Origin of the sequence: Bacillus haikouensis, from assembly GCF_013179555.1 — a bacterium.
GTDB lineage: Bacteria > Bacillota > Bacilli > Bacillales > Bacillaceae_B > Rossellomorea > Rossellomorea haikouensis_A.
Genome location: NZ_JABMCR010000124.1, coordinates 1 through 12628, shown reverse-complemented (window position 1 = coordinate 12628; position 12628 = coordinate 1). Strand labels below are relative to the sequence as shown.

The 12628-nt window shown below is 42.8% G+C and carries 14 protein-coding genes and 11 tRNA genes; 1 reads left to right on the top strand and 24 read right to left on the bottom strand.

Annotated elements, in window-relative coordinates; all coding sequences use genetic code 11:
• Window positions 1-139 precede the first annotated feature (139 nt).
• From HP456_RS12950 to HP456_RS12895, 12 genes are all read right to left on the bottom strand, one after another.
• A tRNA-Gly gene (locus HP456_RS12950) sits at window positions 140-213 on the bottom strand.
• Between the two features lie 20 nt (window positions 214-233).
• Window positions 234-310, bottom strand: a tRNA-Pro gene (locus HP456_RS12945).
• A 55-nt stretch (window positions 311-365) separates the two neighbouring features.
• A tRNA-Arg gene (locus HP456_RS12940) sits at window positions 366-442 on the bottom strand.
• Between the two features lie 16 nt (window positions 443-458).
• Window positions 459-544: transfer RNA gene (locus tag HP456_RS12935), tRNA-Leu, on the bottom strand.
• A 71-nt stretch (window positions 545-615) separates the two neighbouring features.
• Window positions 616-697, bottom strand: a tRNA-Leu gene (locus HP456_RS12930).
• A 38-nt stretch (window positions 698-735) separates the two neighbouring features.
• A tRNA-Lys gene (locus tag HP456_RS12925) sits at window positions 736-811 on the bottom strand.
• A 4-nt stretch (window positions 812-815) separates the two neighbouring features.
• Window positions 816-890: transfer RNA gene (locus HP456_RS12920), tRNA-Gln, on the bottom strand.
• 77 nt (window positions 891-967) lie between these two features.
• Window positions 968-1044, bottom strand: a tRNA-Asp gene (locus HP456_RS12915).
• 91 nt (window positions 1045-1135) lie between these two features.
• A tRNA-Glu gene (locus tag HP456_RS12910) sits at window positions 1136-1207 on the bottom strand.
• Between the two features lie 20 nt (window positions 1208-1227).
• Window positions 1228-1318 (bottom strand) — tRNA-Ser (locus HP456_RS12905).
• A 7-nt stretch (window positions 1319-1325) separates the two neighbouring features.
• Window positions 1326-1400 (bottom strand) — tRNA-Asn (locus tag HP456_RS12900).
• Between the two features lie 135 nt (window positions 1401-1535).
• Window positions 1536-2003 carry a SprT family protein gene (locus tag HP456_RS12895; RefSeq protein WP_172251702.1) on the bottom strand — a complete coding sequence of 156 codons (468 nt, stop codon included), beginning with the start codon at window positions 2001-2003 and terminating at the stop codon, window positions 1536-1538.
• Window positions 2004-2145: 142 nt separating this feature from the next.
• On the opposite strand from HP456_RS12895, the gene cmpA reads away from it, so the two are divergent.
• A complete protein-coding gene (gene cmpA, locus HP456_RS12890; protein ID WP_172251700.1) occupies window positions 2146-2265 on the top strand; it encodes a cortex morphogenetic protein CmpA in 120 nt (39 codons plus the stop codon).
• Window positions 2266-2576: 311 nt separating this feature from the next.
• On the opposite strand, the gene HP456_RS12885 is transcribed toward cmpA, so the two are convergent.
• The 12 genes from HP456_RS12885 to alr all read right to left on the bottom strand — a co-directional run bounded on the left by HP456_RS12885 (window position 2577) and on the right by alr (window position 12252).
• A complete protein-coding gene (locus tag HP456_RS12885; protein ID WP_172251706.1) occupies window positions 2577-4733 on the bottom strand; it encodes a Tex family protein in 2157 nt (718 codons plus the stop codon).
• Between the two features lie 88 nt (window positions 4734-4821).
• A complete protein-coding gene (locus tag HP456_RS12880) occupies window positions 4822-5418 on the bottom strand; it encodes a PP2C family serine/threonine-protein phosphatase (RefSeq protein WP_172251698.1) in 597 nt (198 codons plus the stop codon).
• Complete coding sequence (gene sigB, locus HP456_RS12875) at window positions 5418-6215, bottom strand: RNA polymerase sigma factor SigB (protein WP_172251696.1); 798 nt, start codon at window positions 6213-6215, stop codon at window positions 5418-5420. The genes HP456_RS12880 and sigB overlap by 1 nt, the downstream gene beginning before the upstream one ends.
• A complete protein-coding gene (gene rsbW, locus HP456_RS12870; protein ID WP_172251694.1) occupies window positions 6193-6663 on the bottom strand; it encodes an anti-sigma B factor RsbW in 471 nt (156 codons plus the stop codon). Before rsbW ends, sigB begins: the two co-directional genes overlap by 23 nt.
• Window positions 6660-6995 (bottom strand): anti-sigma factor antagonist, encoded by a 336-nt coding sequence (locus tag HP456_RS12865; protein ID WP_172251692.1) that lies wholly within the window; start codon window positions 6993-6995, stop codon window positions 6660-6662. The genes rsbW and HP456_RS12865 overlap by 4 nt, the downstream gene beginning before the upstream one ends.
• Window positions 6996-7074: 79 nt before the next feature.
• Window positions 7075-8085 carry a PP2C family protein-serine/threonine phosphatase gene (locus HP456_RS12860; RefSeq protein WP_172251690.1) on the bottom strand — a complete coding sequence of 337 codons (1011 nt, stop codon included), beginning with the start codon at window positions 8083-8085 and terminating at the stop codon, window positions 7075-7077.
• A gap of 11 nt (window positions 8086-8096) precedes the next feature.
• Entirely contained in the window at window positions 8097-8498 is a 402-nt protein-coding gene (locus HP456_RS12855; protein ID WP_172251688.1) for an anti-sigma regulatory factor, read from the bottom strand.
• A 3-nt stretch (window positions 8499-8501) separates the two neighbouring features.
• Window positions 8502-8858, bottom strand: coding sequence for an STAS domain-containing protein (gene rsbS, locus HP456_RS12850; RefSeq protein ID WP_032085357.1), 357 nt, complete (start codon window positions 8856-8858; stop codon window positions 8502-8504).
• Entirely contained in the window at window positions 8855-9685 is an 831-nt protein-coding gene (rsbRA, locus tag HP456_RS12845) for an RsbT co-antagonist protein RsbRA (RefSeq protein ID WP_172251686.1), read from the bottom strand. The genes rsbS and rsbRA overlap by 4 nt, the downstream gene beginning before the upstream one ends.
• A 602-nt stretch (window positions 9686-10287) precedes the next feature.
• Window positions 10288-10638: a type II toxin-antitoxin system endoribonuclease NdoA gene (ndoA, locus tag HP456_RS12840; RefSeq protein WP_006838214.1), complete on the bottom strand. Its 351-nt coding sequence runs from the start codon at window positions 10636-10638 to the stop codon at window positions 10288-10290.
• Between the two features lie 4 nt (window positions 10639-10642).
• On the bottom strand, window positions 10643-10924 hold the full coding sequence (locus HP456_RS12835; protein WP_032085355.1) for a CopG family ribbon-helix-helix protein: 282 nt from the start codon (window positions 10922-10924) through the stop codon (window positions 10643-10645).
• A 140-nt stretch (window positions 10925-11064) separates the two neighbouring features.
• Window positions 11065-12252: an alanine racemase gene (alr, locus tag HP456_RS12830; RefSeq protein WP_172251684.1), complete on the bottom strand. Its 1188-nt coding sequence runs from the start codon at window positions 12250-12252 to the stop codon at window positions 11065-11067.
• Window positions 12253-12628: the final 376 nt, after the last annotated feature.

Genomic DNA, 12628 nt, shown 5'->3' with positions numbered 1-12628 from the left:
CCTGAGCCAGGATCAAACTCTCCGATAAAAGTTTGAATAGCTCTTGTTTGCAACGATTCAATCGTTGCGGTAAATCTAGAATTAACGTTGACGTATTGTCTTGTTTTGTTCAGTTTTCAAGGTTCAAATGGTGTTGTGTTGGAGCGGGTGATGGGAATCGAACCCACGACATCAGCTTGGAAGGCTGAGGTTTTACCATTAAACTACACCCGCATATATTATAAGTAATGTGATGGTCGGGAAGACAGGATTCGAACCTGCGACCCCTTGGTCCCAAACCAAGTGCTCTACCAAGCTGAGCTACTTCCCGTTCCAGGAGCATTTAGTTCATTTCATTCTTTCATACTCGCTTGTAGAAGAATTAGTGGCGCGCCCGAGAGGAGTCGAACCCCTAACCTTTTGATCCGTAGTCAAACGCTCTATCCAATTGAGCTACGGGCGCAGTATGTTAAAAGCTTTGGTGCGGCCGAGAGGACTTGAACCTCCATGGGGTCGCCCCCACTAGGCCCTCAACCTAGCGCGTCTGCCATTCCGCCACGACCGCGTTTGAAGCGACAAACATTATTGTATCAAGGATTAACTGTTATGTCAATGCTTTTTTTAAAAGATTAAAAGTGCGGGTGAAGGGACTTGAACCCCCACGCCTTGCGGCGCCAGATCCTAAGTCTGGTGCGTCTGCCAATTCCGCCACACCCGCATGAAAATGATAGATATTTTGCCTTCTGCAAAAATCTTTGGTGAGCCATGAAGGACTCGAACCTTCGACCCTCTGATTAAAAGTCAGATGCTCTACCAACTGAGCTAATGGCTCTTAATGGCTGGGCTAGCTGGATTCGAACCAACGCATGTCGCAGTCAAAGTGCGATGCCTTACCGCTTGGCTATAGCCCAATGCCTCAAAAAGTGACGAGGTTTATATAATAGCATGTCTACCTCTTCATCGTCAACCACTTTTTAAAGAAAAATTCTGGCGGTCCGGACGGGACTCGAACCCGCGACCTCCTGCGTGACAGGCAGGCATTCTAACCAACTGAACTACCGGACCAGAGTTTTTTTGCTTTATCGAAATGAATGTCATTTATTTTGCTGACAGCCAGAAAGCTTTCAATAGTTGCATACATTCGAGTATATAAAAATGACCCGTACGGGATTCGAACCCGTGTTACCGCCGTGAAAGGGCGGTGTCTTAACCGCTTGACCAACGGGCCAGGATAAAGATCAAATATGATGGCGGAGAAGGAGGGATTTGAACCCTCGCGCCAGTTGCCCGACCTACACCCTTAGCAGGGGCGCCTCTTCAGCCACTTGAGTACTTCTCCATAAAAATGGCTCCGCAGGCAGGATTCGAACCTGCGACCGATCGGTTAACAGCCGATAGCTCTACCACTGAGCTACTGCGGAACGTGAAGTATTCTATACGCTTTTAAAAATGTCTTATCGACTCTTTCGATTATAATGACTCAACTACTTCTTGTCAACTATTTTAAAGGAGATTTTCACACCTGGAATACTTAATCTTACTTGTTTATCAGCAGCTTAAGAGTCTTGTTTAATCTCTTTTCGAAAAATAAGTTTCCCCTTACAGCGTCCGCATACATATTTAGCGGTATTGATCCTTTTTTTCCTCTGGAATGTCTGGCTGCATTTTGAACATGAGTAGATCAGGATACGCCGGTTCCTTTTTGTATCAGTCAGTGCGGAACAATGTCTCGGCGCATCTACTTTTTGAAGCAGGTTTCTGAAATCGGAATCTCTATGCCTGTAGCCCTTCCCTTCAATATGAAGATGGTAATGACAAAGTTCATGTTTGATAATTCCGATTAATTCCGATGTTCCGTGTTCTTCCAAATACTTTCGGTTTAAATCTATATTGTGGCTCCCCAGCATGTATCTTCCGCCTGTCGTTCTGAGCCTGGGATTGAAATAGGCTCTATGGCGAAATGGTTTTTGAAAATATTGAAGTGAAATTTCTTCTACCAGGGTTTGCAGTTCATCGTTCGTCATACTATTCTCCTTACCATTTCTCGTTTTCCAGCACGGGACAGCCTATTCTCTCATACACATAGATTATAACATCCTGGATGAATCGACACCGCCTGTCAGATTAAGAATATTTTCAGGGAGATTGGAATAAGGAGGGTACCTTATGCCAAACTGGCTCGTTAATCAGATGAGGAAGGCATATTTTGAGAAGAATCGTTATCAGATTAAACTTCTTAATCAATGTTGGAATTTTTATAGAAAGAAAAACTTCCCTCAGCAATAATAACTGAAAATGCGCAGGAAGCTCGATCAGAGGCGACAGGGATAACCGGGCAGCCGGAAACACGTTTGTTTGCCTTTTAAGTTGTCTTTACTTATGACCTCAGCCGAAGCTGAACCATAAAAGCTGACTTGATGATCATTCCTCCCATCAAGTCAGCCTTTATTGTGATACACCAGCGATGTTAAATTTACGACAACCTATTCACCATTACATTCACCCACCAGTGTGCAGGAATGAAACACAATCGCTTTTTCAATCCTGCGAAGATGGTTAAGGAAAGCAGGAGACGCATTAAACCGGCCATTCATCTATTACTGAATCATCGTCAGCGCCACTCTTCCTTTTTTCACATCGACACTATCTACCCAAACGGTAACGACGTCCCCTACCGACACGACATCCAGCGGGTGTTTGACGAATCCCTGTTTCAGCTTAGAAATATGGACCAATCCGTCCTGCTTCACTCCCACATCGACAAATGCACCAAAATCGACTACATTCCGCACTGTGCCTTGAAGTTCCATTCCTTCTGTAAGGTCTTCAAGTTTAAGTACATCTTTCTTCAGAAGCGGCTTAGGAAATTCATCACGCGGATCCCTGCCCGGGCGAATTAACGCATCGATGATATCTTTAAGAGTCAGCTTACCGATCCCAAGCTCTTCCGACACTTCATTCAGGCTCATTTGATTAAATGCCTGTTTTAACTGTTCACTGCCGATCGCTTCCACGCTGGATCCTGCCTTGAAAAGAAGCTTTTTAACATCTTCGTAGTTGTCCGGGTGAATCGGTGTGCGATCCAGCAGTTCTTTGCCTTCCATAATACGAAGGAACCCTATACTTTGTTCATACGTCTTGGCGCCAAGCCTCGGTATCTTCTTTAATTGTGACCTGGACTTAAATTTCCCCTCTTCTTCTCTCTTTTTCACGATATTATTTGCGACCGTTTTCGAGAGTCCTGCTACATATTGCAGCAAGGATGAGGAAGCTGTATTGACATTCACCCCTACTTGGTTAACGGCTGTCTCTACTACGAAGGTAAGTGATTCGTTCAATTTCTTTTGAGACACATCATGCTGGTATTGCCCCACCCCCACTGATTTCGGGTCGATTTTCACCAGTTCAGCAAGCGGATCCTGCAGTCTTCTGGCAATCGAAACTGCACTTCTTTCCTCTACTTGCAGGGAGGGGAATTCTTCCCTTGCTACATCGGAAGCGGAGTAAACACTTGCCCCCGCTTCATTCACGATTAGGTAGAAGATTTCTTTATCAATATTCTTCAGGACATCTGCCACAAATTGCTCTGTTTCCCTCGAAGCCGTTCCGTTTCCAATGGCCACAACTTCTATGGAATATTGATCGATCATCTTTTTCATTACATCTTCAGACGCAGCTTTGCTTGATTTAGGCGGATGAGGGTAAATGACATTCACTTCTAGCATTTTCCCTGTTTCGTCAATAACGGCCAGCTTACAACCCGTTCTGTAAGCAGGATCGACTCCCAATACCATTCTTCCTTTCATCGGAGGTTGTAAAAGAAGCTTCCTCAGGTTTTCCGAGAAGATATGAATGGCTTGACTCTCAGCCTTTTCTGTTAAATCATTGCGGATTTCCCTTTCAACAGAAGGCTGGATCAGCCGTTTGTAGCTGTCTTCGATCGCTTCCTTTACGTCAGCAGCTACTGGAGAGTGTACATTTTTAATTACTTGTCTTTGTAAATATTGCAGAATTGCCTCTGCGTCCGGCTGGATATTCACTTTGATGATATCCTCTTTTTCTCCTCTATTCATCGCAAGCACCCGGTGCGGCACGACTTTGCTTACCGGTTCACTGTATTCATAGTACATTTCAAAAACATTCTTTTCATCTTTTTCTACATTCTTCACCTTGGTTTCAATGATACCTTTTCTAAAGGTGTGATTCCGTATGTACTCACGAAAAACGGCCTCGTCCGAGATGGTTTCAGCGATGATATCCTTGGCTCCGGAAAGCGCCTCTTCAGCCGTCATCACTTCTTTTTCTTTAGAAATATAACGGGCCGCTTCATTATTAATATCCCCTGCCGATGGGAATGTTAAGATCCATTCAGCTAAAGATTCCAGCCCTTTTTCTTTGGCTACAGTCGCTTTGGTACGCCGCTTTTGTTTATATGGGCGGTATAAGTCCTCTACCTTTTGTAATTTGTCAGCTTTTTTAATCGCTTGTGATAATTCACCTGTCAGCTTGCCTTGTTCATCAATCAGTCGAAGAACTTCTTCTTTTCGCTGTTCAAGATTTTGCAGGTAATTCCACTGTTCCATTATGTCTTTGATCTGTACCTCATCTAACGCCCCCGTTTGCTCTTTCCGATAACGGGCAATGAACGGTACCGTGTTACCTTCTTCCAATAATGAAATGACATTCTTTACGTTTTTAAGAGAAGCATTTACGTTCTTTGAAACGATATGCAGTAAATTTTCTTGGTTCGTTATTGTTACAGTCAACTGTTTCGACCTCCATCTACAAGGGTTCTCATTAAGTTTACCATAGGTTCAGGCAAAAAAAGAAAGCTTACCCTGATTAGAGCAAGCTTCCTACTATATAGGTGGTATCATCAGCGGTTTCATCGACTAAGGTTTGAATATCATGCATGGTGCTGTGAAGTGTCGGATACCTTTGAAGGACAGTCTTTACACCAGAGATATTCAATCCATCTGAATGCAGTAGAAACCTTGAGTTTGCTTCATATGAATAACGTTTTGTCTGATACTTCTGCGGTCTCCCGGATAGGTAACCCGTCACCGGCAAAGGATATGTAATTTTCCCTTCCGGAGAATACATATAAAACCGGATATTCCCCACACAGCTATAGACAAATTCTTTCGAGTGGTAATATGCCTTGATAATTGCCACTGCGGCTCCACGTTTCTTTAGGAGCGCGTTATTGCATAAATTCATAAGGGTTTCTACATCTTCACCATGATTTTGTTCCACAATTTCCACTACCTCATGAGAAGATTCATAGGCATACTTCCCACTTCCCAAACCGTCAGCTAACACACAGACAAAGTAGTCATTTGTAGAGACATAATAATAACTGTCACCACAATAGGGGTTTCCATTTTTTGAAACCTGTTCTGCATACAACTCAATTTCATTTTGTTGGAAATAACCCATTAATAGTGACTCTCCGACTCGAAAGCCTCATCTTGGATTGCTTCACGCAGTTTTTTAATTGCTCTGCGCTGCAAACGGGAGACATGCATTTGAGAAATCCCAAGTTTCTCGCCGGCTTCTTTCTGACTCAGGTTTTCCAAATACGTGAACTGGATAATCGCTTTCTCCCTTTCGGAAAGAACATGCAGGACTTTATCCAGTACAAGGCGTTGATTGACCTTTTCATATCCTTCATCCTGATTCCCGACAATATCTAAGATTGTAACGGTACTTCCCTCAGAATCTGCTTCTATGGAATGATCCACGGAAAGGGCTTGGTAACTCCTGCCCATTTCCATGGCTTCCAATACTTCTTCTTCACTTACTTCAAGATATTCAGCAATTTCATGAACTTGTGGAGATCGTTCCAATTTATTGGTTAATTCTTCGACAGTGGATTTAATCTTCGGACCGAGTTCTTTGATTCGTCTCGGGACGTGGACGCTCCATGTCTTATCACGAAGAAAACGCTTGATTTCTCCGATGATGGTGGGTATTGCAAAAGCTTCAAAGGACCTTCCAAAGGATTCATCGTAACGTCTGATTGCCCCAAGAAGCCCAATCATACCCACTTGAATGATATCTTCATGAAAAGATCTGCCCTTTGAGTATTTCCTTGCAATGGACTCAACAAGATTCTGATAGTGAAGGATAAGCTGCGCTTGGGCATCATCGTCCTCATGATCCTGATAAGCTTTAATCCATTGAAGGACTTTTTCCTTTTGTGCCTGCTGGTTAGGTTGAGATAGTTTTTTCATCCCTCTCCACCTGCTCTCCTGATAGGAATTTGGTCATGAAGACCGTCACTCCCTCTTTATGATGTACTTTCACATCGTCCATGAGACTCTCAATAAGGTAAAGACCTAACCCACCTTCTCTAAGGAATTCAACGGAATGATCCGCATGATATGGGCCGACGGCGCTTCGGATCGCTTTAAAGTCAAAGCTTTTTCCGTGATCTGCTACCATTACCTCTAATCGGTCTTCGTAAAGAGCAAAGCCGACAACCACTTCCCCATCATCATGTTTATAAGCATGCTGAACGGCATTCGTGATAGCCTCGCTTGTCGCGATCTTCAAGTCTTCTATCGCGTCATAATCAAAGCCCATACGACTGGATATCCCTGACAGCGTCAGACGAATAACCCCTACGTATTCAGGCTTTGCAGGAATTTTCATCTCGATGTAATCAAATGCTTGCATCATTCCACTCCACCTTCTACCTTGGAATTTATATTCATAATATCCCCTAAACCTGTGATATCAAACAGTCTTTGTAAACGTTCAGATAAACCAACCAGCTTCAACTGGCCGCCGCGTGCGTTAATAGTCTTGAATAAGCCTACGAATACACCCAGGCCGGTACTATCCATATAGGAAACCTCTGAAAGATCTACAACGATATCTTTATCATTTTCAGCTTCGGCAGAAGGTTGAAGAGTTTCTTTAAGTTTAGGCGCTGTATAGGCATCAATTTCCCCAGCTACTTTCACGAATAATTCATTCTCTTTCTCTTGGATATCTATTGACAAGTTCATAAAATGACCACCTTTTTTAACAACATTATAATAAAGTCTCTTATTCGTTTACCCTAATGGAAAACCAGATAAACAACTTTTATGAAATTCTTTTTATAATTATCAGGGTGAAGTCATCGCGCAGCTCAAAATGCTGCAATTTCTCTAATTCTTTATAAACATTGGTAACTATTTCATCTGAGGTCAGGTGTTTATACTGACTGATCAGTTCGACTAAATCTTCCCTTTCAATAAAGCCTTCTTCCGTGCGGCATTCGGTTACCCCGTCAGATAACAGGATGATCATATCCCCAATTTCCACACGTCTCTCATATTGTCTGTACTTGGCCCTCTTATCCACTCCCAATAAAAGCCCTTTCGCATCCAGGTCTTCGAATTGGCCGGAGGCGGCATTATAAAAGAAGCCGGGTTCATGTCCGGCTGATGAATAGGAGAACAAGTGCTCATGTGGATTGTAGACACCGTAGAACATTGTAATGAACATACTTGCATCCACGTTCTGTTCTACAACCCTGTTCAAACTTTCCAGCACAGCATTAGGTTCATTGCGGTATTCCGGCAGACTGTCCATCGCATATTTAATCATCGACATGCAGAGTGCAGCCGGTATCCCTTTACCGATTACGTCAGCAATGGCTACGCTGACAGTATCATTTTCATCTTGAACGAAGTGATAATAATCACCATTCATTTTCTTCGCAGGGACGCTGACCGCTGCGATATCGAGTGCACTCACTTCCGGCACGCTTGTCCCGAGCAGTGTTTGCTGCATATTGGAAGCAATATCGATTTCATTATTCAATTCCTGCTGCTTGCTTCTCAGGCTTTGGTGCTCACGATAGGCAAACCCATATCCGATCATGACTTCCAGTAAAATATCGAACGCATGCAGGACATGGTGCGGAATATTCGGTTCCATCTCGATTATTACACTTTTATGAAGGCTGATGATCTCTTCCGGTGACACATGGTGCTCAATCGATTTGCGACTGAATTTTTGTCCAAGATACAAAGCCTTTTCATCCTGCTCATTCAGATAGTGCTCGATGATCTCTCTATATTTTGAATCCATCAATTCTCTAAAATTCAATGTAACTCCCCCTAGCGGAGCCATTTTGTTGCCCGGATGTCTGTCCCTTCTCCCGGTACAGATTCTACGTTGAATTCATCCATCAAACGTTTAACTCCAGGCAACCCAGCTCCCAGACCACCTGATGTGGAATATCCATCTTCCATTACTTTTCTAATATCGTTAATGCCAGGGCCGTCATCCAAAGCGATGATCCGCACTCCCTTTTTTCCGCCATCGAAAAGTTTTTCTATACATATCTGACCATGACCGGCATAAAGATAAATATTTCGTGCTAATTCACTGATTGCGGTAGTGATACGAGCCTGGTCAACCGTACCAAACCCCAACTCTTTCGCCACATTTCTTCCTAACTGGCGGGCAGCAACGATGTCCCATTCATTCGTGATCTTCACGCAGGATTGGCTATCCATTCACTAGTCCCCCAGTTCCATTTGTAATTTCTCCAGACCTTTTTCCAAATCCAGAGCGGTCAGCACATCGTCCAACCTGATGCCGAGTTCGATCAACGTTATGGCAACAGCAGGCTGAATACCTGTAATTACAACTTTAGCTCCCATTAACCTGGACATATTTATAACATCGCCAAGTACCTTGGCGATAAAAGAATCGATAAAATCGATCGAAGTGATATCGATGACAACCCCTCTTGCACTTGTTTCATGTATTTTATGCAAAAGGTCCTCTTGAAATTGAAGGGCCGTTTGATCATCGAGTTCCCACTGAATTGAAATTAACAAGCAATCATGCAATTTTAAAATCGGTATTCTCACTCTGATCCCTCCGCTGAAACAATTTTTCTATCCGTCATTTCAAGAGCCTTTTCAATTCCTTTTCGTAAAGTGCTGTTCGTGCTGAATTGGTTAAGGTCAATCCCCAGATTAACGATCGTCTGGGCAATTTCAGGCCTGATACCTACCAGCATGCACTTAGCCCCTACCAGCCGGACCGCGTCTGCAGCCTGAATAATGTGGTGAGCGACCATCGTATCCACTACAGGGACCCCTGTTATATCAATCAGAACCACTTCCGCACGATGTTTCACCACACCGTTCAGAAGGTTCTCCATGATTAAACGCGCTCTTTCTGTATCGATGGTGCCGACGAGGGGCATCACTGAAATCTTCTCGAACACGGGAATCAGCGGCGCTGACAATTCCTGCAGAGCAATCTTTTGGAGGGATACGGTTCTTTCCCAGGATTCTGTATATGCGCTGATCACTTTGTTATACATCGGGGTAACCCATTTATCGAATACTTCAATCTGTTCGGTATTATTTTCTGCCGTGATCAGACTGTCTTTCCGCATCTTTTCATAAACGACTTTCGCAAACGTGCTCAAGGCACTCGTAACAAATGTCAAAGGCCATCCGAATCGTACAACCTTCTCGGCGAAATCCTCCAATCTTGAAGTGAATTCATTTGAATCCCTCAGATTGGATGCAATCATTTCCACAAATTCATGGCTTGTCTTAGTGAAAATTTGATCTGAAACAACTAGAAGGAATTTTTCATCCGCTTCCTCCTTCATCCGCTCCATCCAAACATCGGTTAACTCCGACTTATTACTCTGGATATAATCCGTGATCTCAGTGAACATATAACTCTCCCCATTCTACCATAAGAAATTTACACCAATTGTTGTATACGAATAGATGTAACGTATTTTTAATCTTAATTTTATCCGTTCTTATGCTTACATTTAGGCTCTTTTCACAAACTTTGCTGCTTTAGACACAAGAAAATGCCGATTGATGTCCCGTCGGTATAAGCTTGAGTTTGAATAGAGCACGTTCCAATGCTCCTTTCAGACTACCGGCTTTGTACGAAAAGCAACAACCTAATAGAAAACAGCTTACATTCCATTTAACACATTTAATAATATAGTAACAAAAAAATGATTAATTGAAAAAAACTATGTCTTTTCGGGTAATTTCTCCAAGTTTACTTTTATTATAAATTGTGACACGTTTTTTGTCATAAAAATATCTATATTCCCCTCAGGTCTATCCTTCTGCACGAGGATCGTTATGGATAACCGGGGATTCAAGGAGCTCTGATGGCCAAAGTTCCAATACAAAAACAGAAGGCTTGCTGATCAATTCTTATCTTGATCAGCAAGCCTTCGATTTTGTAGCTGTGTTGTTAGTTACTGTTGTACTGTCGTACGTAAACTTACAACCACATGGTATGAAACAAGTTTTAAAATTGGATTAGGCCGACACTGATTTGGAGGGCATCATCCACTTTTTCCATCATCTCATCATCCAAATGTGTAATTTTATCTGTCAGACGTTGTTTATCAATCGTTCGAATTTGTTCAAGCAAGATAACAGAATCACGTTCAAAGCCATAACGTTTTGCATCAATTTCAACATGAGTAGGTAGTTTTGCTTTTTGAATTTGTGCGGTAATAGCAGCAACGATCACTGTGGGACTAAATCTGTTCCCAATATCGTTTTGAATAACAAGTACCGGTCGAACTCCGCCTTGTTCTGAACCTACAACAGGAGAAAGATCTGCAAAATATACGTCACCACGCTTTACAATCAAAGGATTAACCTCCGCTTACTAAGCGTTCGACTGTATGTTCTGCCTCATATTCTGCTTGTATCGCTTCTGAAGCGATTGCAAGATTAATCTTAGCCATCTCCATATAGCCGCGTCTCATAGATTCGCGTAGCTGTCGCTTTTTACGCTCTCGTAAATACATTTTGGTTGCACGATAAATAAACTCATTGCGATTCACATTCTCTTGATCTGCAAAGCCGTCTAATTCTGTAACGAGCTGTTGCGGCAGACGAATTAAGATTTCTGTTGTTGCGCTGGATTCAGACACAAACTACACCTCCACCAATCACTACATACCGTTTCTGTTCAATAACATACTAATCATACCATTAAATAGTGGGAATGAAAAGACAATTTATCAATCTCTTCTATTATCGGCTATATAAAATAGTAATTATTCATTGAAATTCAGATTTTACCTTTTCCCAAGCCGGAAGACAGCAATTTATTAGAAACCTCTACCGGCTTTCCGTTCCTTATATACACCCTGGGAACTCTCCAGGAAATGATACAGGGAATTTCGTAATTGATTGTTTCGAGCTTTTCTGCAATTTCGTCTATCGTAACAGCCTCATTCCCCTGCTGCCCGATAAGAGTGACCTTCGCACCTGCTTTCAAGGACCTGGGAACGGACATCATACATTGATCCATGCATATCCTTCCTACAATCGGAGCCCTTACACCCTCAACAATCACCTCCTGACCCTGAAGCTTTCGCAGCCATCCATCCGCATAACCGACCGGAATCGTCCCTATCCATTCATTGCCCGGCGACTCATATGTGGATCCGTAGCTGATCTTATCCCCTGCTTTCGCTTCTTTTGTATAAATCAGCTTTGAATGCAGTGAGAAAACTTCCTTTAATCGGACAGGAAGCACCTCCTTCATTTCCTGAGAGGGAGAAAGACCATACATCGAAATCCCTATCCGGACCGAATTGAAATAAGTACCTGATTTCCGCAGCGCTGCCGCACTATTAGAGGAATGAACGTATGGCGGCGGTTCTTCAAGAACGTCAAGCATCCCTTTAAATTTCTCAAGCTGGCGTTCGAGATAAGCATCATCCAATTCATCCGCTGTAGCAAAATGCGTAAAAATCCCTTCTAAACGTAAATGGCTGTGAGTTTGAATGAATTTTTCCATTTCCTTCAACTCTTCTGCAGTCCGGATTCCGATCCTGCCCATCCCTGTATCGCATTTTATATGCAGATTCAATGAAGACGTTTCTTCCAATTCTCCTGCTGCTTCTTCAAGCCACTCCAAACTGAAGGCCGTCAATGAAATATTGTGCACGGAGGCCAGCTTCACATCTGTCGCCCGGGCGGCACCCAGAACAAGTATCGGCGCTTCGATTCCCTCTTTTCTCAGCAAAATAGCCTCATCCAGAAAAGCGACTGCAAGGCCGTGAGCTCCCGCTTCCAAAGCTGCCGATGCAATTTGGACATAACCATGACCGTAAGCGTTCGCTTTTACGACGGCAAAGAGTTTCACCTCATCAGAAGCGATGTGCTGCTTGATGTTTTTAATATTTTCATTTAAATAGTCCAGATTGATTTCTGCCCAAGTATCACGAAAGAACTGCGTCTGTATTTCCACTCTGTTCACTTCCTCATATCAACAAAACATTGTCAGTCTATTCAAGAATATCTTTGATTATTCATCTATTCTCCTATTGTGTCAAATTAATTTTTTTGAAGCAAGGATCTATGGCAGTGTCAAAAGCTTAATGGAGGAAAAGAAGGTTAGATTGAGATGGATCGCGGTAAGCATAGAGGGGATGGAGATTTTTCGGCAAGCGGCTCAAATATCAGGAATTCGGCACGATTATTTAGATTCCCAGCACAATAATTATGAAAGTGGTAATTTCCTCAGTACCGGCACTATTAATTACCCTTAGAGTCATAAATTTTTAATCTGGAGAGTCGCCATCATAATCCCCTTGAGGATTATAACCTAAAAAGTTCATTCTAGT